The organism is Pseudomonas sp. c313 (assembly GCF_055407145.1).
In genome coordinates this window covers 708,686-726,262 of record NZ_JBUZRD010000002.1, presented here as the reverse complement: position 1 = coordinate 726,262, position 17,577 = coordinate 708,686, and the positions used below count along the sequence as shown (strand labels likewise).

The following is a 17,577-nucleotide window of genomic DNA, read 5'->3' as shown; positions in this document are numbered from 1 at the left end:
CATGAGCAAACGCAAGCTTGTGCCGCTGCTGATCTACATCCTGTTCCTGCTGGTGCCGATCTACTGGCTGCTGAACATGTCCTTCAAGAGCAACACCGAAATCCTCGGCGGCCTGACGCTGTTTCCCCAGGAGTTCACCCTGGCTAACTACAAGGTGATCTTCACCGACCCCAGTTGGTACACCGGCTATCTGAACTCGCTGTATTACGTCAGCCTGAATACGGTGATTTCCCTAAGCGTGGCGTTGCCGGCAGCCTATGCGTTTTCCCGCTACCGTTTCCTGGGGGATAAGCATCTGTTTTTCTGGCTGCTGACCAACCGTATGGCGCCGCCGGCAGTGTTTCTGCTGCCGTTTTTCCAGCTGTATTCGTCTATCGGCCTGTTCGATACCCATATCGCAGTGGCCCTGGCTCATTGCCTGTTCAACGTGCCGCTGGCGGTGTGGATTCTTGAAGGCTTCATGTCCGGGGTGCCCAAGGAAATCGACGAAACCGCCTACATCGATGGCTACAGTTTTCCCAAGTTTTTCGTAAAGATTTTTATCCCCTTGATTGGCTCGGGTATCGGCGTGACGGCGTTTTTTTGCTTCATGTTTTCCTGGGTCGAACTGCTGCTGGCGCGCACGCTGACGTCGGTCAACGCCAAGCCTATCGCGGCGGTGATGACCCGTACGGTCTCGGCCTCCGGCATTGACTGGGGTGTACTGGCGGCGGCTGGAGTGTTGACCATTCTGCCGGGCATGCTGGTGATCTGGTTTGTTCGCAACCATGTGGCCAAGGGCTTTGCCCTGGGCCGGGTCTGAGGAGTCGATGATGGAATGGATGGCTTGGACCACCCCGACTGCGCTGTTCTTTGCGGCCATTGCCCTGCTGCTGGCGGGCATGACCACCTGGGAACTGCGCTCGCCGAGTATCCCCCGGCGCGGCTTTTTACCGATCAGCACCACCCGTGGTGATCGTTTGTTTATTGGTCTTCTCGGGAGCGCCTACCTGCATTTGCTGGTGATTGGCGTGACCGGCTGGAGCATCTGGGTGGCGTCCGCGCTGTCCCTGGTGTGGCTGTTGGCTGTGATGCGCTGGGGCTAGTTGCCAGGTCTTGGCACCCCCACTCTGTACTTAACCAGGAGGTCTCTATGTTCGACAAAAACAATAAGCTGCGACATAGCATTTCATTGGCGGCCGTGCTGGCGCTCAGCGGGTTGAGCGCTGCAGCCTGGGCCGATGCCTACGAGGACGCGGCGAAAAAATGGATCGGCAGTGAGTTCAAACCGTCCACCTTGACCGAAGCCCAGCAGCTCGAAGAGTTGAAGTGGTTTATCAAGGCGGCCGAGCCGTTTCGTGGGATGAAGATCAACGTGGTGTCGGAAACCCTCACCACCCACGAGTATGAATCCAAGGTGCTGGCCAAGGCTTTCAACGAAATCACCGGGATCAAGCTGACCCACGACCTGTTGCAGGAAGGCGACGTGGTGGAGAAGTTGCAAACCCAGATGCAGTCCGACAAGAACATCTATGACGGTTGGGTCAACGACTCGGATTTGATCGGTACGCACTTTCGCTACGGCAAGACCGAATCCATCACCGATCTTATGGCCAACGAAGGCAAGGACTTCACCTCGCCGACCCTGGACCTCAAGGACTTCATCGGCATTTCCTTCACCACCGCGCCGGACGGCAAGATCTACCAGTTGCCCGACCAGCAGTTCGCCAACCTGTATTGGTTCCGCGCCGACTGGTTTGAGCGTGCGGACCTGAAAGCCAAGTTCAAGGAAAAATACGGCTACGAGTTGGGCGTGCCGGTGAACTGGTCGGCCTATGAAGACATTGCCAAGTTCTTCACCGAAGACGTCAAGGAAATCGACGGCAAGCGCGTCTACGGGCACATGGACTATGGCAAGAAAGACCCGTCTCTGGGCTGGCGTTTCACCGATGCCTGGTTCTCCATGGCTGGTGGTGGCGACAAAGGCTTGCCTAATGGCTTGCCAGTAGACGAATGGGGCATCCGCGTCGAGGATTGCCATCCGGTGGGCTCCAGCGTCACCCGGGGCGGCGACACCAATGGCCCTGCTGCGGTCTTTGCCACGCAGAAGTATGTCGACTGGATGCGCGCCTACGCGCCGCCGGAAGCAGCGGGCATGACCTTCTCCGAATCCGGGCCGGTGCCGTCCCAGGGCAACATCGCCCAGCAGATCTTCTGGTACACCGCCTTTACTGCCGACATGACCAAGCCCGGCCTGCCGGTGATGAATGCCGACGGCACGCCGAAGTGGCGCATGGCGCCATCGCCGCGTGGGCCGTATTGGGAGGAGGGCATGAAACTGGGGTATCAGGACGTGGGTTCCTGGACCTTCCTCAAGTCGACACCGGAGAAACAGAAACTGGCGGCCTGGCTCTATGCCCAGTTCGTGACCTCGAAAACCGTGTCGCTGAAGAAAACCATCGTCGGCCTGACGCCGATCCGCGAGTCTGACATCAACTCCCAGGCCATGACCGACCTGGCACCGAAGCTTGGCGGGCTGGTGGAGTTCTATCGCAGCCCGGCCCGTGTGCAATGGACACCGACCGGGACCAACGTGCCGGATTATCCACGCCTGGCCCAACTGTGGTGGAGCCACATTTCGGAAGCCGCCAGCGGCGAGAAAACCCCGCAACAGGCGCTGGATGGTTTAGCCAAGGACCAGGACGCCATCATGACGCGCCTGGAGCGCTCCAAGGTGCAGCCGATCTGCGGGCCGAAGATGAACCCGGAGCGCGATGCGCAATACTGGTTTGATCAGCCTGGGGCGCCGAAGCCGAAACTGGCGAACGAGAAGCCCAAGGGTGAAACGGTCAACTACAACGAGTTGCTCAAGTCGTGGGAGGCGGCGCGTAAGTAAGAGGGGGCGTTAGTAGAACGGCACCGTGAGGTGCCGTTTTTTGTGGCGTTTCTGCTACCGCTATCGCGGGCTTGCTCGCGATAGCAATAGACGCCGCGCCGCCCCTCTTGGATCTATTCCCAGAAACGCAAAACGGCACCCGAAGGTGCCGTTCTATTTACTGCAATCGCCTAAACGATCAACCCGCCATCACCGCATGCTGCACCAAGGTGAGCAACGGTTGTGGGTAGACGCCGAGGAAGAACGCCAACAGGGCGATCGCCAGCAGCATTACGCCGCCTGCTTTCTGTTCCCAGTGCAGTTCGGCGTCGACACGGCGCAGGTTTGGCTCGATCAGGTACAGCGTCACCATCACGCGCAGGTAGTAGAAAACGCCGATGGCGCTGCCCAATACCAGCGAAGCCACCAGCCACCATTCGTGCGCTTCAACACCGGTAGCCACAATGTAGAACTTGCCGATGAAGCCCGCGGTCAGCGGGATACCGGCCAGGGACAGCATCATCATGGTCAACACGGCGGTCAGGTACGGGCGGCGCCAGAACAGGCCGCGATACTCGTACAGGGCGTCGGCGTCGCGGCCTTTGTAAGGCGAGGACATCAGGGTGATCACGCCGAACGCGCCAAGGCTGGTGATCACGTAGGTGGCCAGATAGACACCGATGGCTTCCACCGCCAGGCCCTTGCTTGCCACCAAGGCGATCAACAGATAGCCAAAGTGAGCGATGGACGAATAACCCAGCAGACGCTTGAGGTTGTTCTGGGTCAGGGCCAGTAGGTTACCGAACAGGATCGACGCGATGGCGATGATGGTCAGCACGTCGCTCAGTACACCGGTGTTGGCAGCAGGCGAGATCTGGAACAAACGCACCATCACCGCAAACACCGCGACTTTCGAGGCGGTAGCCAGGAAAGCAGCGACTGGCGCCGGGGCGCCTTCGTACACGTCCGGAGTCCACAGGTGGAAAGGCACCAGCGACAGCTTGAACGCCAGGCCGATCAACATCATTGCCAGGCCCAACTGGGCAATTGGCGCAGGCATGCTGGTGGCGGCCAGGGCGTGACCGATACCGCTGAAGCTCAGGCTGCCAGCTTCGGCGTAGAGCAGCGCCATACCGAACAACAGGAACGCGGAACCAGCCGCCGACAGCACCATGTACTTGATGCCGGCTTCCAGGGAGCGCTTGTTGAAGAAGGCGTAGGCCACCAGGCCGTAGGTCGGGATCGACAGCAGTTCCAGGCCGATGAACAAGCCGGCCAGGTGTTGCGCGCTGACCAGGACAATACCGCCGGTGGCAGCCAGGAGGATCAGCAGGTACAGCTCTTCGCGGTTGCCTGGGTAACCGGTGCCGCCTTCGCCGAGGTAGGCGTGGGCGAGGGTGACGCAGGCCAGAGTGGCGACGAGGATCAACGCGATGTACAGCAGCGCGAAGTCATCGATCATCAACAGCGGGGTGACCGCCAGTGGCGCGACCTTGAGTGCCGGTATGATCGACAGCAAGGCCAGGTTCAGACCCGCCACCGAAATCAGGAAGGTCTGCGAGTGGTTGCGGCGCCAGGCGATCGCCAGCATCACCGTTACAACGGTGAGGCTGGAGATCAGCAGCGGCGCAAGCGCGATAAAATGTTGGATCGTGAATTCCATAGCGCTCTTACCGGGCCGAAGCGAGTTGAGTGAAGGCGGTGCCGAACCATTGCTGCACGCCATGCATCGTTGCGGCAGAGGTATCGAGGAACGGCTGCGGGTACACGCCGATGTAGATCAGCAGCACTGCAAGGCCGAGCACCATGATCAGTTCGCGAGCATCCAGGCCATGCAACACGGCGTCCGACTTGGACGGACCGAAGTAGGCACGGTGGATCATGATCAGCGAGTAGACCGAACCGAACACCAGGCCGGAGGTAGCGATAGCGCTGACCCACGGTGTATTGACGAACGCACCCATCAGGATAAGGAATTCGCCAATGAAGTTGCCGGTACCCGGCAAGCCCAGGGATGCGGCGGCGAAGAACAGGCTGATGGCCGGCAGGTAGGCGATACGCGACCACAGGCCGCCCATCTCACGCATGTCACGGGTGTGCAGACGCTCATACAACTGGCCACTGAGGATAAACAGTGCCGCCGCCGAAACGCCGTGAGCCAACATCTGGATCACTGCACCTTGCAATGCCACCTGGCTGCCGGAGTAGATGCCGATCAGTACGAAGCCCATGTGGGAAACGGACGAGAAGGCGATCAGACGCTTGATGTCGGTCTGGGCGAAGGCCAGGAACGCACCGTAGAAAATCCCGATCAGACCGAGGGTCATGGCGATCGGCGCAAACTCGGCCGAGGCATTCGGGAACAGCGGCAGGGCGAAACGCAGCAAGCCGTAGGCCGCAGTCTTCAACAGGATACCGGCCAGGTCCACGGAGCCGGCGGTCGGCGCCTGGGCGTGAGCGTCAGGCAACCAGGAGTGGAACGGCACCACCGGCAGCTTCACCGCGAAGGCGATGAAGAAGCCCAGCATCAAGATGTATTCGGTGGTCAGGGACATCTTGGTTTTCAGCAGCGTGGCGTAATCAAACGTGATTACCCCGGTGCTGTTGAAGTTAACCAGTACCAGGCCGAGGATCGCCACCAACATGATCAGGCCGGAAGCCTGGGTGAAGATGAAGAACTTGGTCGCCGCGTAGATCCGGGTTTTCTTGCCGTCCGAAGAACTGTGACCCCAGAGCGCGATGAGGAAGTACATCGGCACCAGCATCATTTCCCAGAAGAAGAAGAACATGAACAGGTCGAGGGCGAGGAACACGCCGACAACACCGCCCAAAATCCACATCAGGTTCAGGTGGAAGAAGCCCACGCGATGCTGAATCTCTTTCCAGGAGCAGAGTACCGAGAGGATACCCAGCAGGCCGGTCAGCAGGATCATCAACAGCGACAGGCCATCGAGGGCCAGGTGCACGTTGATGCCAAAACGCGGGATCCAGATGTGCTTGAACTCAAGCGCCCAGGTCGGATCTGCGCCAGGCGCCGGAGCAAATGAATAGTCGCCATGGGCCCACAGCCAGAGGCCGAGAGCGAGTTCCAGGGACATGGTCAGCAACGCAATCCAGCGGGGCAGGGTAGCGCCGAAGCGCTCGCCCATCCAGCAGAGCAGGCCGCCGATAAAGGGGATCAGGATTAGCCAGGGCAGAATCATGACGGGCTCGTTTCCTTTCGCAAGTTCGCAAAGTTCATATCAGACCGCTACCACAACGATGGCGCCGATCACCAGCACGGCACCGGCCGCCATGGAAGCTGCATACCAGCGCAACTGGCCTGTCTGGGTGCGGCTCAGGGCGTTATGACCGGCCTTGGCAGCACGCGGGATCAAACCAATGGTCTGGTCGAACGGGTCTTTGCGCAGTACGTGGCTGATCGCAAGGTAAGGCTTGACGAACAGTTTGTCGTAGATCCAGTCGAAGCCCCAGGCAGCGAACCACCAGGCCGAAAGGACGCGGCCAATGCCACTGTTGGCAACGGCGGTGACGAAGCGACGCTTGCCGAGGAACAGCAATGCCGCCAGCAGGATACCGGCCAGGGCGATGGCGCCCGAAGCGATTTCCAGGCTGTGCTTGGCGTCGCCGCCGGCATGGCCGACGCTTTGTGGCAACACGCCAGCCAGCGGTGGGGTGATCATGGCGCCGACGAAGGTCGACAGGATGATCAGTACCGACAGTGGCAGCCAGTGGGAGATGCCATGGCCCGCGTGGGCTTCGGTCTTCGCTTCACCGTGGAACGCGATGAAGATCAGGCGGAAGGTGTACAACGAGGTCATGAATGCGCCCATCAGGCCTGCATACAGCAGTCCCTGGTTACCGCTGGCAAAGGCTTCCCAAAGGATTTCGTCTTTGGAATAGAAGCCTGCAGTCACCAATGGCAAGGCCGACAAGGCCGCGCCGCCGACGATGAAGCTGGTGTAGGCCAGTGGCAGTTTCTTCCACAGGCCGCCCATCTTGAAGATGTTCTGCTCATGGTGGCAGGCAACAATCACCGCACCGGAGGCAAGGAACAGCAGGGCCTTGAAGAAGGCGTGGGTCATCAGGTGGAAGATCGCGCCTTCCCAGGCACCGATGCCCAGGGCCAGGAACATGTAGCCGATCTGGCTCATGGTCGAGTAGGCGAGGATACGCTTGATGTCGGTCTGAACCAGTGCGGCGAAACCGGCGAGCACCAGGGTCACACCACCGACGATGCCGACAAGATGCAGGACGTCCGGCGCCAGGGTGAACAGGCCGTGGGTACGGGCGATCAGATAGACACCGGCGGTTACCATCGTCGCGGCGTGGATCAGTGCCGAAACCGGAGTAGGACCGGCCATCGCGTCCGCCAGCCAGGTTTGCAGCGGCAGTTGCGCGGATTTACCGACAGCGCCGCCCAGCAGCATCAGGGTCGCCAGGGTGATCCAGAAGTCACCGACCTGGAATTTCTGCGGCGCCAGCACCAGCAGCTCCTGGATATTCAACGTGCCCAACTGTTGGAACAGGATGAACAGGCCGATGGCCATGAATACGTCGCCGATACGGGTGACGATAAAGGCCTTGAGTGCCGCGTTACCGTTGTTGCGGTTGCTGTAGTAGAAACCGATCAACAGGTACGAGCACAGGCCTACACCTTCCCAGCCGAAGTACAGGAACAACAGGTTATCGCCCAGCACCAGGAACAGCATGCTGGCGATAAACAGGTTGGTGTAGGCGAAGAAGCGCGAGTAACCGGCCTCACCGCGCATGTACCAGGAGGCGAACAGGTGGATCAGGAAACCCACGCCCACCACCACGCCAAGCATGGTGATCGACAGGCCGTCGACGTAGAGGGCGAAGTTGGGCTTGAAGCCCTCCACCGACATCCACTGCCACAGCACCAGGGTGTAGTGACCACCCTCGGGCGGCGCGACGTTGAATTGCCAGATGACGTAGGCGGCGACAATCGCCGACAAGCCAATGGACCCGACACCGATCAGGGCCGAGAGATTTTCCGAGAGACGTCCACGGGAGAACGACAGCAGCAGAAAACCGATCAGGGGAAATACGAAAGTCAGAAAGATCATGTTCATCCGCGCATCTCACTGGCAGCGTCGATATCAAGCGTGTGGAAGCGACGATACAGTTGCAGCAGAATCGCCAGGCCAATACTGGCCTCGGCGGCTGCCAGGCTGATCACCAGGATAAACATGACTTGTCCATCCGGCTGGCCCCACCGTGCACCTGCCACGATGAACGCCAGTGCAGCGGCGTTCATCATGATTTCCAGGCTCATCAACACGAAGAGAATGTTGCGGCGCACCATCAGGCCGACCAGGCCAAGGCAGAACAGGATGCCGGCGACCGCCAGACCATGCTCCAAAGGGATAGCAGGCATCATCATTGCTCCTTGGCTTCGTTGCGGCCCAAGTGGAAGGCGGTGATGGCTGCGGCAAGCAGCAGCATCGAAGCCAGTTCGACCACCAGCAGGTACGGGCCGAACAGGCTGATGCCCACGGCCTTGGCGTCTACGGTGGTGTGGCCGATGGCGTGGCCGCTCTGGTGAGCGAACAGCACATACAGCAGCTCGCCAAGCAGCAGGGCTGCCAGGATCACCGGGCCGATCCAGATGCCGGGTTTGAGCCAGACGCGCTCCTGGGCGACCGAAGCCGGGCCCAGGTTGAGCATCATCACCACAAACACGAACAGCACCATGATGGCGCCAGCGTAGGCGATCACTTCCAGCACACCAGCGAACGGTGCGCCGAGGCTGAAAAAGGTCATGGCCACGGCGATCAGCGAAATGATCAGGTAGAGCAGGGCGTGCACGGGGTTCGTGTTGGTGATCACGCGAAGCGTGGCCACTACTGCAATACCCGATGCGAAATAGAAAGCGAATTCCATCTTTCTTCCTTAAGGCAGCAAGCTCTTCACGTTGATCGGCTCGGCTTCGTTTTGCGCGGAGCCTTTTGGCTTACCGGCAATGGCCATACCTGCAACGCGATAGAAGTTGTAATCAGGGTTTTTACCGGGACCAGAGATCAGCAGATCTTCTTTCTCGTACACCAGGTCCTGACGTTTGAACTCGGCCATTTCGAAATCCGGTGTCAGCTGGATCGCGGTGGTCGGGCAGGCTTCCTCACAGAGGCCGCAGAAAATGCAGCGCGAGAAGTTGATACGGAAAAATTCCGGGTACCAACGACCGTCTTCGGTTTCAGCTTTCTGCAGGGAGATGCAGCCCACCGGGCACGCCACGGCGCACAGGTTGCAGGCCACGCAGCGCTCTTCGCCGTCGGGGTCGCGGGTCAGGACGATACGGCCGCGATAGCGCGGCGGCAGGTACACCGCTTCTTCCGGGTATTGCAGGGTGTCGCGTTTGCGAAAGCCGTGACCGAACACCATCACCAGGCTTCGCAACTGGGTACCGGTACCCTTAACGATGTCGCCAATATATTTGAACATGGGTCAAATCCTCACTGAACCGCGCCCGCTGGCGTGTTCAACAACACAACGGCAGCAGTCACCAGCAAATTGATCAGGGTCAGCGGCAAGCAGAATCTCCAGCCGAAATCCATCACCTGGTCATACCGTGGACGCGGGATGGCAGCGCGCAGCAGGATGAACAGCATGATGAAGAACGAGGTCTTCAAGACGAACCAGAGGAAAGCCAGTTGCGGCAGGATGTCGAACGGACCGTGCCAGCCACCGAAGAACAAGGTCACCAGCAGCGCCGAGATCAAGATGATGCCGATGTACTCACCGACGAAGAACATGCCCCATTTCATGCCGGCGTATTCAATGTGATAACCGTCGGCCAGTTCCTGTTCCGCTTCCGGCTGGTCGAAGGGGTGACGGTGAGTCACGGCTACGCCTGCGATGAAGAAGGTACAGAAGCCGAAGAACTGCGGAATGATGAACCACAGGTTCTGGGCCTGGTACTCGACGATGTCGCGCATGTTGAACGAGCCGACTTGCACCACGATGCCCATCAGGGCCAGGCCCATGAACACTTCGTAGGACACGGTCTGGGCCGAGGCCCGCAAGGCGCCCAGCAGGGCGAACTTGTTGTTACTGGCCCAACCAGCGAACAGCACCGCATAGACCGACAGACCGGCCATGGCGAAGAAGAACAGCAAGCCGATGTTCAGGTCCGCCACGCCCCAGGTCGGGGTGATCGGGATGATTGCGAAGGCAATCAGCAAGGCGCTCATGGCCACGACCGGTGCCAGGGTGAAGATCACCTTGTCGGCAAACGGCGGGGTCCAGTCTTCCTTGAAGAACATTTTCAGCATGTCGGCGGCGATCTGGAACATGCCGAACGGGCCAACGCGGTTCGGACCGTAACGGTCCTGCCACCAGCCCAGCAGGCGACGTTCGACGAAGCTGAGCAGGGCGCCCGCGACCACCACGGCCAGCAGGATCACGATGGCCTTGACGACCGCAATGATCACGTCGATCACTTCAGGGGTGAACCAGGTCATTGCGCTGCCTCCTGCAGACCGTCAACGATAAAGCCTGCAATTGCCGGCGGGATACCGGCGATACCTGCTGGCAATGCCACCAGGCCGGCGCCCAGCTCTTCGTTGATGCGCAGCGGCAGACGCAGGGTCTGGCCGCCTACGTTCAAACTGAGCAGGGCACCGTCGTTGACGCCCAGGCGATCGGCTTCCGACTTGGCCAAGGCTACATAAGCAGCCGGGATGCGCTCTTGAACCGGCGCGGCCTTGGAAGAGTTCTCTTCGCTGCCGAACAGGTGGAAGAACGGCACGACCTGCCAGGTGCCCTGGGCCGGGTTGAAGGCGCGTGGAACATTGGCGAACCAGTTCAGCGAGTCACCCTGGCTTTCGATCAAGCGGGTACCTGGGTCGCCAGCGCGGATATGACCACCGACTTCGTCCTGGAACTTGTTCCAGGCTTGCGGCGAGTTCCAGCCCGGCGACCAGGCGAACGGCACCTGCTGGCGAGGCTCGACCGAGCCCGAGTAACCTTCCATGGAGAAGGCGAACGCGGTGTCGTTGTCTTGCGAAGTACGCGGTTCGTGCACGCTGATGTCGGCGCGCATGGCGGTACGACCGGAATAGCGCAACGGTTCACGGGCCAGTTTCATGCCCTTGATGCGGAACGAGGCGGACGGTGCAGCGTCGACGATTCGGGCCAATTGCGGCGTGCTGGAAGCGCAGGCTGCGGTGACGTGGTCCAGTAGGGTCCAGTCGATTGGCTGGTTCAGCAAGGTGGCGCGCAGGGCATGCAGCCAGCGCCAGCCTTCGTGAACCAGGATGCTCGCGTCGAGGTACTTCGGATCGAACACTTGGAAGAAGCGCTGGGCGCGGCCTTCCTGGCTGACCAGAGTACCGTCGCCTTCGGCGAAGCTTGCCGCTGGCAGTACCAGGTGGGCACGGTCGCTGGTGGCGGTTTTCTGGTGGTCGGCAACGATCAGCACTTTGGCCGCGTTCAGCGCAGCGTCAACCTTGGCCGCGTCAGTGCGGGTGTACAGATCGTTTTCCAGCACCACGATGGCATCGCTGCTGCCGTCGATCACGGCTTGCAGGGCGGCGTCCAGGGACTCGCCACCCAGCATGGCCAGGCCGAGGCTGTTGGCTTCTGGCACGATCAGGCTGATGGAACCGTTCTTCTCGCGCAGCTTGAGGGCCTTGGCGATGTTGGCCGCGGCTTCGATCAACGCCTTGGAACCCAGGGAGGTACCGGCGATGATCAGTGGGCGCTTGGCCGCCAGCAGGGCGTCGGCGATGCGCTTGGCCAGTTCCAGGGCTTCGGCGTCCAGGCCTTCGACGGCAGGCGCGCTGGCGTCGATGGCATGGGCTACGGCAAAACCGATGCGGGCGAGATCGTCAGGCGCGGCGTGAACGCACTCTTCGGCGATATCGTCGAGCTTGGTTTCAGCCAGGCTTGCGATAAACAGCGGGTTCAGCGCGTTCTGACCGATGTTTTTCACCGCAGCGTCGAGCCATGGCTGGACGCGCATGGCGTCGGCCATGTCTTCAGCCTTGCCTTTGACCGACTGGCGCAGGGCGAGGGCCATGCGGGCGGCGGTCTGGGTCAGGTCTTCACCGAGGACGAAGATCGCGTCATGGTCTTCGATGTCGCGCATGTTTGGCACAGGCAGCGGGCTGTCGTTCAGCACTTGCAGGACCAGGCGGATGCGTTCCAGTTCAGCGGCTTCGATACCCGAGTAGAAGTGCTCGGCGCCTACCAGTTCGCGCAACGCATAGTTGCTTTCGAGGCTGGCGCGGGGCGAACCGATACCGACGATGTTGCGACCGCGCAGCAGGTCAGCGGCTTTATCCAGCGCCTGGTCCAGGCTCAGCTTGGCGCCATCGGCCAGCAGCGGTTGGCGTGGACGGTCTTCGCGGTTGACGTAGCCATAGCCAAAACGGCCACGGTCGCACAGGAAGTACTGGTTGACCGAACCGTTGAAGCGGTTTTCGATACGACGCAGTTCACCATAGCGCTCGCCAGGGGAGATGTTGCAACCGCTGGAGCAGCCATGGCAGATGCTCGGCGAGAACTGCATGTCCCACTTGCGGTTGTAGCGCTCGGAGTGAGTCTTGTCGGTGAACACACCGGTCGGACAGACCTCGGTGAGGTTGCCGGAGAACTCGCTTTCCAGCACGCCATCTTCAACGCGACCGAAGTACACGTTGTCGTGGGCGCCGAACACACCGAGGTCGGTGCCGCCGGCGTAGTCCTTGTAGAAGCGCACGCAGCGGTAGCAAGCGATGCAGCGGTTCATTTCGTGGGAAATGAACGGGCCCAGTTGCTGATTCTGGTGAGTACGCTTGGTGAAGCGATAACGGCGCTCATTGTGGCCAGTCATCACGGTCATGTCTTGCAGGTGGCAGTGACCGCCTTCCTCGCAGACCGGGCAGTCGTGCGGGTGGTTGGTCATCAGCCATTCAACGACGCTGGCGCGAAACACTTTCGCTTCTTCGTCGTCGATGGAAATCCAGCTGCCGTCGGTGGCGGGGGTCATGCAGGACATGACGATCCGACCACGCTTGTCGTTCTCGTCGGTGTACTGCTTGACCGCGCACTGGCGGCAAGCGCCAACGCTGCCAAGGGCGGGGTGCCAGCAGAAATAAGGGATATCGAGGCCTAGCGACAGACACGCCTGTAACAGGTTGTCTGCCCCATCGACTTCGAGCTCTTTGCCGTCTACGTGGATAGTGGCCATGGTTCAAAGTTCTTCGTTGGCCCGGTGTCAGCGGGCGTGGCTAATGGAATCTTGTTATTCATGGGAATCAACACAGCCTTAAAGGCGTCATCACATGAGAAAGCGAAGGGCACGGACCTTTCGCCTTGTTAAGCGTTACGCGCCGACTACGATCGGCCTCGCCAGAGGTGGGACGGCGGCGCTGGTGGGCGCGATGCCGGCTTCGAACTCCGAACGGAAGTATTTGATTGCGCTGCCCAATGGCTCCACGGCGCCCGGTGCGTGAGCACAGAAGGTCTTGCCTGGGCCGAGGAATCCGACCAGACCCAGCAGGGTCTCGATATCACCGGGCTGACCTTCGCCTTTCTCGATGGCCATCAAGAGCTTGACGCTCCATGGCAAACCATCGCGGCAAGGCGTGCAGAAGCCACAGGATTCGCGGGAGAAGAACTGCTCCATGTTGCGCAGCAAGGAGACCATGTTGACGCTGTCGTCCACCGCCATGGCCAGGCCGGTACCCATGCGGGTGCCCACCTTGGCGATGCCGCCGGCATACATTTGTGCGTCCAGGTGCTCGGGCAACAGGAAGCCGGTACCGGCGCCGCCTGGCTGCCAGGCCTTGAGGGTGTAACCGTCGCGCATGCCGCCGGCGTAGTCTTCGAACAACTCGCGACCGGTGATGCCGAATGGCAACTCCCACAAGCCAGGGTTCTTGACCTTGCCGGAGAAGCCCATGAGCTTGGTGCCCATGTCTTCACTGCCTTCGCGGGCCAACGATTTGTACCAGTCCACGCCGTCGGCAATGATCGCCGGCACGTTGCAGAGGGTTTCAACGTTGTTTACGCAAGTCGGCTTGCCCCACACACCGACGGCGGCAGGGAAGGGCGGCTTGGAACGCGGGTTGGCGCGGCGGCCTTCGAGGGAGTTGATCAGTGCGGTTTCTTCACCGCAGATGTAACGCCCTGCGCCGGTGTGGACGATCAGTTCGAAATCAAAACCGCTGCCCAGGATGTTCTTGCCCAAAAGGCCGGCTGCCTTGGCTTCTTCCACTGCACGGTTCAAGTGCTTGGCGGCGGTGGTGTATTCGCCACGCAGGAAGATGTAGCCACGGTATGTTTTCAGCGCGCGGGCACTGATCAGCATGCCTTCAATCAGCAGATGGGGCAGTTGCTCCATCAGCATGCGGTCTTTCCAGGTGTTGGGCTCCATTTCATCCGCGTTGCACAGCAGGTAGCGGATGTTGATGGATTCGTCCTTGGGCATCAGGCCCCACTTCACACCCGTGGGGAAGCCTGCACCGCCGCGGCCTTTCAGGCCTGCGTCTTTCACGGTCTGGACGATGTCGTCCTGGGCCATGTCGGCAAAGGCTTTGCGCGCGGCAGCGTAACCGTTCTTGGCCTGGTACTCGTCGAGCCAAACGGCTTCGCCATCGTCACGCAGGCGCCAGGTCAGCGGGTGAGTCTCGGCCGAACGCTTGATGCGGTTGGCAGGACCGAAGGAAGTCAGGGTCATGGGTAGCCCTCGAGCAATTGGGCGACGCCAGCAGTTTGCACGTCACCGAATGTGTCGTCGTCGATCATCAACGCCGGCGCCTTGTCGCAGTTGCCCAGGCAGCACACCGGCAGCAGGGTAAACCGGCCGTCAGCGGTGGTCTCGCCCAGGCCGATGCCCAGCTTGCTCTGGATTGCGCCGACCACGGACTCGTGGCCGCCGATATAGCAGACCATGCTGTCGCACACGCGAATGATGTGGCGGCCCACCGGTTGGCGGAAGATCTGGCTGTAGAACGTAGCCACGCCTTCAACGTCGCTGGCGGGGATGCCCAGTATCTCGCCGATGGCGTAGATGGCGCCGTCTGGCACCCAGCCACGTTCCTTCTGGACGATCTTCAAGGCTTCGATCGACGCCGCGCGCGGGTCTTCGTAGTGATGCAGCTCGTGCTCAATGGCCGAGCGTTCGGTTTCACTCAAGGTGAAACGGTCTGTCTGGATAAGCGTGCTGTTCATGCTTAGCGGTCCACGTCGGCCATAACGAAATCGATACTACCCAGGTACGCAATCAAGTCCGAGACCATGCTGCCTTTGATCACCGAAGGGATCTGCTGCAGGTGCGGGAAGCTTGGGGTGCGAATCCGGGTGCGGTAGCTCATGGTGCCGCCATCGCTCGTCAGGTAATAACTGTTGATACCCTTGGTCGCTTCAATCATCTGGAAGGACTCGTTGGCCGGCATCACCGGGCCCCACGAGACTTGCAGGAAGTGCGTGATCAGGGTTTCGATGTGCTGCAGGGTGCGCTCTTTAGGCGGCGGCGTGGTCAGCGGGTGATCCGCCTTGTACGGGCCTTCCGGCATGTTGCGCATGCACTGGTCGATGATTTTGATGCTCTGGCGCATCTCTTCGACGCGCACGATGCAACGGTCGTAGGCATCGCCATTGGCCGCCAGCGGGACTTCGAATTCGAAGTTCTCGTAGCCGGAGTACGGGCGTGCTTTACGCAGATCGAAATCACAACCGGTGGAACGCAGGCCGGCACCCGTGACGCCCCATTCCAGGGCCTCTTTAGTGTTATAGGCAGCGACGCCGATGGTCCGACCCTTGAGGATACTGTTGTCCAAGGCGGCTTTCTGGTACTCGTCGAGGCGTTTTGGTAGCCACTCGACGAAGTCTTTCACCAGTTTTTCCCAGCCGCGCGGCAGGTCATGCGCAACGCCGCCGATGCGGTACCAGGCCGGGTGCAGACGGAAACCAGTGATAGCTTCGATCACCGTGTACGCCTTCTGGCGGTCGGTGAAGGTGAAGAACACCGGTGTCATCGCACCAACGTCCTGGATATAGGTACCCAGGAACAGCAGGTGGCTGGTGATCCGGAAGAACTCGGCCATCATGATGCGGATGGTGTCGACTTTGTCCGGCACCTTGATGCCGGCCAGCTTCTCGACCGCGAGCACGTACGGCAGGTTGTTCATCACGCCGCCGAGGTAATCGATACGGTCGGTGTACGGGATGAAGCTGTGCCAGGACTGGCGCTCGGCCATCTTCTCGGCACCACGGTGGTGGTAGCCAACGTCCGGCACGCAGTCGACGATTTCTTCGCCGTCCAGTTGCAGAATGATGCGGAAGGCACCGTGAGCCGAAGGGTGGTTCGGGCCCAGGTTGAGGAACATGTAGTCCTCGTTGGTGCCGGAGCGTTTCATGCCCCAGTCTTCCGGACGGAAGCGTGCGGCTTCTTCTTCAAGCTGCTGCTTGGCCAGGGTCAGGCTGTACGGATCGAATTCAGTGGCGCGGGCAGGGAAGTCCTTGCGCAGCGGGTGACCTTCCCAGGTCGGCGGCATCATGATGCGCGACAGGTGCGGGTGGCCGGGGAAATCGATGCCGAACATGTCCCACACTTCACGCTCGTACCAGTTGGCGTTTGGCCAGATACCGGTCACGGTCGGAATGCTCAGGTCGCTCTCGGACAGGGCAACCTTGATCATCACGTCGCTGTTACGTTCCAGCGACATCAGGTGATAGAACACGGTGAAGTCGGCGCCGCTCGGCAGCCCCTGGCGCTTGGTACGCAGGCGCTCGTCCACGCCATGCAGGTCATAGAGCATGACGTACGGCTTGGGCAGGTTGCGCAGGAAGCTCAGGACTTCGACAAGCTTGGCACGCGCCACCCACAGCACCGGCATACCGGTACGCGTGGCCTGGGCGGTGAAGGCGTCAGGGCCAAAACGGTTATTGAGTTCGACGACCACATCCTGGTCGTCTGCCTTGTAAGGCGGGATGTACAGAGCACTGCCTGTAGTCATGGTTTTTTATCGCTTTCGGTCAACGTAAAGAATGAAGCCAGGTTTTCGTTCTATAAAAGAAGCGGCTCTGGATCAGACTTCGTCGGGGCTGCGCAGGTTGGTGACCTGAATACGCTGTTCGCGGCGCTGTTCCTTTTGTGACGGCATCTCGGCGCGGTATACGCCTTGATCTCCGACAACCCAGGAAAGTGGGCGACGCTCCTTGCCAATCGATTCCTGCAACAGCATCAAGCCTTGCAGAAATGCTTCAGGGCGGGGCGGGCAGCCAGGCACGTAGACGTCCACGGGCAGGAACTTGTCCACCCCCTGAACAACGGAGTAGATGTCGTACATGCCACCGGAGTTGGCGCACGAACCCATGGAGATAACCCACTTTGGTTCGAGCATTTGCTCGTAGAGACGCTGAATGATCGGCGCCATCTTGATAAAGCAGGTACCGGCGATAACCATGAAATCCGCCTGGCGCGGCGATGCCCGGATAACTTCGGCGCCAAAGCGCGCGATGTCGTGGGGCGCCGTGAAGGCGGTGGTCATTTCCACGTAGCAGCAGGAAAGGCCGAAGTTGTACGGCCACAGGGAGTTTTTACGCCCCCAGTTGACCGCGCCGTTCAGCACGTCTTCCAGCTTGCCCATGTAGATGTTTTTGTGGACTTGGTCTTCTAACGGATCGGAAACGGTTTCCCGCTCGCCGATGGGGTACTGCTCGTTAGGAGCATCCGGGTTGATCCTGGTGAGATTGTATTGCATCGCCAAAGC

15 protein-coding genes are annotated in these 17,577 nt (G+C 60.3%); 3 read left to right on the top strand and 12 right to left on the bottom strand.

The genetic code is table 11. The features are described from left to right. Nucleotide 1 precedes the first annotated feature (1 nt). The 3 genes from ACZRKZ_RS08290 to ACZRKZ_RS08280 are packed head-to-tail and all read left to right on the top strand — an operon-like array spanning nt 2 to nt 2,875. Nucleotides 2-802 carry an ABC transporter permease subunit gene (locus ACZRKZ_RS08290; protein WP_133100257.1) on the top strand — a complete coding sequence of 267 codons (801 nt, stop codon included), beginning with the start codon at nt 2-4 and terminating at the stop codon, nt 800-802. Nucleotides 803-812: 10 nt separating this feature from the next. Then, nucleotides 813-1,085 carry a DUF2160 domain-containing protein gene (locus ACZRKZ_RS08285; protein ID WP_133100256.1) on the top strand — a complete coding sequence of 91 codons (273 nt, stop codon included), beginning with the start codon at nt 813-815 and terminating at the stop codon, nt 1,083-1,085. A 47-nt stretch (nt 1,086-1,132) separates the two neighbouring features. Beyond that, complete coding sequence (locus tag ACZRKZ_RS08280) at nt 1,133-2,875, top strand: ABC transporter substrate-binding protein (RefSeq protein WP_463969454.1); 1,743 nt, start codon at nt 1,133-1,135, stop codon at nt 2,873-2,875. A gap of 178 nt (nt 2,876-3,053) precedes the next feature. On the opposite strand, the gene nuoN is transcribed toward ACZRKZ_RS08280, so the two are convergent. From nuoN to ACZRKZ_RS08220, 12 genes are all read right to left on the bottom strand, one after another. Next, nucleotides 3,054-4,517, bottom strand: a complete 1,464-nt coding sequence (gene nuoN / locus ACZRKZ_RS08275; protein WP_463981316.1) for an NADH-quinone oxidoreductase subunit NuoN — start codon at nt 4,515-4,517, stop codon at nt 3,054-3,056. Nucleotides 4,518-4,524: 7 nt separating this feature from the next. Further along, nucleotides 4,525-6,057, bottom strand: coding sequence for an NADH-quinone oxidoreductase subunit M (gene nuoM / locus ACZRKZ_RS08270; protein WP_463969456.1), 1,533 nt, complete (start codon nt 6,055-6,057; stop codon nt 4,525-4,527). A 39-nt stretch (nt 6,058-6,096) separates the two neighbouring features. Then, complete coding sequence (nuoL, locus tag ACZRKZ_RS08265) at nt 6,097-7,950, bottom strand: NADH-quinone oxidoreductase subunit L (RefSeq protein ID WP_463981315.1); 1,854 nt, start codon at nt 7,948-7,950, stop codon at nt 6,097-6,099. Beyond that, nucleotides 7,947-8,255, bottom strand: coding sequence for an NADH-quinone oxidoreductase subunit NuoK (gene nuoK, locus ACZRKZ_RS08260; protein WP_003174727.1), 309 nt, complete (start codon nt 8,253-8,255; stop codon nt 7,947-7,949). Before nuoK ends, nuoL begins: the two co-directional genes overlap by 4 nt. A gap of 2 nt (nt 8,256-8,257) precedes the next feature. Further along, nucleotides 8,258-8,761, bottom strand: a complete 504-nt coding sequence (nuoJ, locus tag ACZRKZ_RS08255) for an NADH-quinone oxidoreductase subunit J (RefSeq protein ID WP_133100251.1) — start codon at nt 8,759-8,761, stop codon at nt 8,258-8,260. Between the two features lie 9 nt (nt 8,762-8,770). Further along, nucleotides 8,771-9,319 (bottom strand): NADH-quinone oxidoreductase subunit NuoI, encoded by a 549-nt coding sequence (gene nuoI, locus ACZRKZ_RS08250; RefSeq protein WP_149414135.1) that lies wholly within the window; start codon nt 9,317-9,319, stop codon nt 8,771-8,773. 11 nt (nt 9,320-9,330) lie between these two features. Continuing rightward, nucleotides 9,331-10,338, bottom strand: coding sequence for an NADH-quinone oxidoreductase subunit NuoH (gene nuoH, locus ACZRKZ_RS08245; protein ID WP_463969458.1), 1,008 nt, complete (start codon nt 10,336-10,338; stop codon nt 9,331-9,333). Then, the gene (gene nuoG / locus ACZRKZ_RS08240) at nt 10,335-13,049 is read right to left on the bottom strand and encodes an NADH-quinone oxidoreductase subunit NuoG (RefSeq protein WP_463969459.1); all 2,715 of its coding nucleotides are present in this window, start codon (nt 13,047-13,049) and stop codon (nt 10,335-10,337) included. The genes nuoH and nuoG overlap by 4 nt, the downstream gene beginning before the upstream one ends. A 135-nt stretch (nt 13,050-13,184) precedes the next feature. Then, nucleotides 13,185-14,540 carry an NADH-quinone oxidoreductase subunit NuoF gene (gene nuoF, locus ACZRKZ_RS08235; RefSeq protein ID WP_149414137.1) on the bottom strand — a complete coding sequence of 452 codons (1,356 nt, stop codon included), beginning with the start codon at nt 14,538-14,540 and terminating at the stop codon, nt 13,185-13,187. After that, on the bottom strand, nt 14,537-15,034 hold the full coding sequence (gene nuoE, locus ACZRKZ_RS08230) for an NADH-quinone oxidoreductase subunit NuoE (protein WP_149414138.1): 498 nt from the start codon (nt 15,032-15,034) through the stop codon (nt 14,537-14,539). The genes nuoF and nuoE overlap by 4 nt, the downstream gene beginning before the upstream one ends. Nucleotides 15,035-15,036: 2 nt before the next feature. After that, nucleotides 15,037-16,821 carry an NADH-quinone oxidoreductase subunit C/D gene (nuoC, locus tag ACZRKZ_RS08225; protein ID WP_133100246.1) on the bottom strand — a complete coding sequence of 595 codons (1,785 nt, stop codon included), beginning with the start codon at nt 16,819-16,821 and terminating at the stop codon, nt 15,037-15,039. Nucleotides 16,822-16,893: 72 nt separating this feature from the next. Next, the gene (locus ACZRKZ_RS08220; protein WP_133100245.1) at nt 16,894-17,568 is read right to left on the bottom strand and encodes a NuoB/complex I 20 kDa subunit family protein; all 675 of its coding nucleotides are present in this window, start codon (nt 17,566-17,568) and stop codon (nt 16,894-16,896) included. Between the last annotated feature and the right edge of the window lie 9 nt (nt 17,569-17,577).

Coding starts and splice junctions, on each gene's coding strand:
- ACZRKZ_RS08290 (WP_133100257.1), top strand. CDS start 2: ATGAGCAAACGCAAGCTTGTGCCGCTGCTGATCTACATCCTGTTCCTG.
- ACZRKZ_RS08285 (WP_133100256.1), top strand. CDS start 813: ATGGAATGGATGGCTTGGACCACCCCGACTGCGCTGTTCTTTGCGGCC.
- ACZRKZ_RS08280 (WP_463969454.1), top strand. CDS start 1,133: ATGTTCGACAAAAACAATAAGCTGCGACATAGCATTTCATTGGCGGCC.
- nuoN (WP_463981316.1), bottom strand. CDS start 4,517: ATGGAATTCACGATCCAACATTTTATCGCGCTTGCGCCGCTGCTGATC.
- nuoM (WP_463969456.1), bottom strand. CDS start 6,057: ATGATTCTGCCCTGGCTAATCCTGATCCCCTTTATCGGCGGCCTGCTC.
- nuoL (WP_463981315.1), bottom strand. CDS start 7,950: ATGAACATGATCTTTCTGACTTTCGTATTTCCCCTGATCGGTTTTCTG.
- nuoK (WP_003174727.1), bottom strand. CDS start 8,255: ATGCCTGCTATCCCTTTGGAGCATGGTCTGGCGGTCGCCGGCATCCTG.
- nuoJ (WP_133100251.1), bottom strand. CDS start 8,761: ATGGAATTCGCTTTCTATTTCGCATCGGGTATTGCAGTAGTGGCCACG.
- nuoI (WP_149414135.1), bottom strand. CDS start 9,319: ATGTTCAAATATATTGGCGACATCGTTAAGGGTACCGGTACCCAGTTG.
- nuoH (WP_463969458.1), bottom strand. CDS start 10,338: ATGACCTGGTTCACCCCTGAAGTGATCGACGTGATCATTGCGGTCGTC.
- nuoG (WP_463969459.1), bottom strand. CDS start 13,049: ATGGCCACTATCCACGTAGACGGCAAAGAGCTCGAAGTCGATGGGGCA.
- nuoF (WP_149414137.1), bottom strand. CDS start 14,540: ATGACCCTGACTTCCTTCGGTCCTGCCAACCGCATCAAGCGTTCGGCC.
- nuoE (WP_149414138.1), bottom strand. CDS start 15,034: ATGAACAGCACGCTTATCCAGACAGACCGTTTCACCTTGAGTGAAACC.
- nuoC (WP_133100246.1), bottom strand. CDS start 16,821: ATGACTACAGGCAGTGCTCTGTACATCCCGCCTTACAAGGCAGACGAC.
- ACZRKZ_RS08220 (WP_133100245.1), bottom strand. CDS start 17,568: ATGCAATACAATCTCACCAGGATCAACCCGGATGCTCCTAACGAGCAG.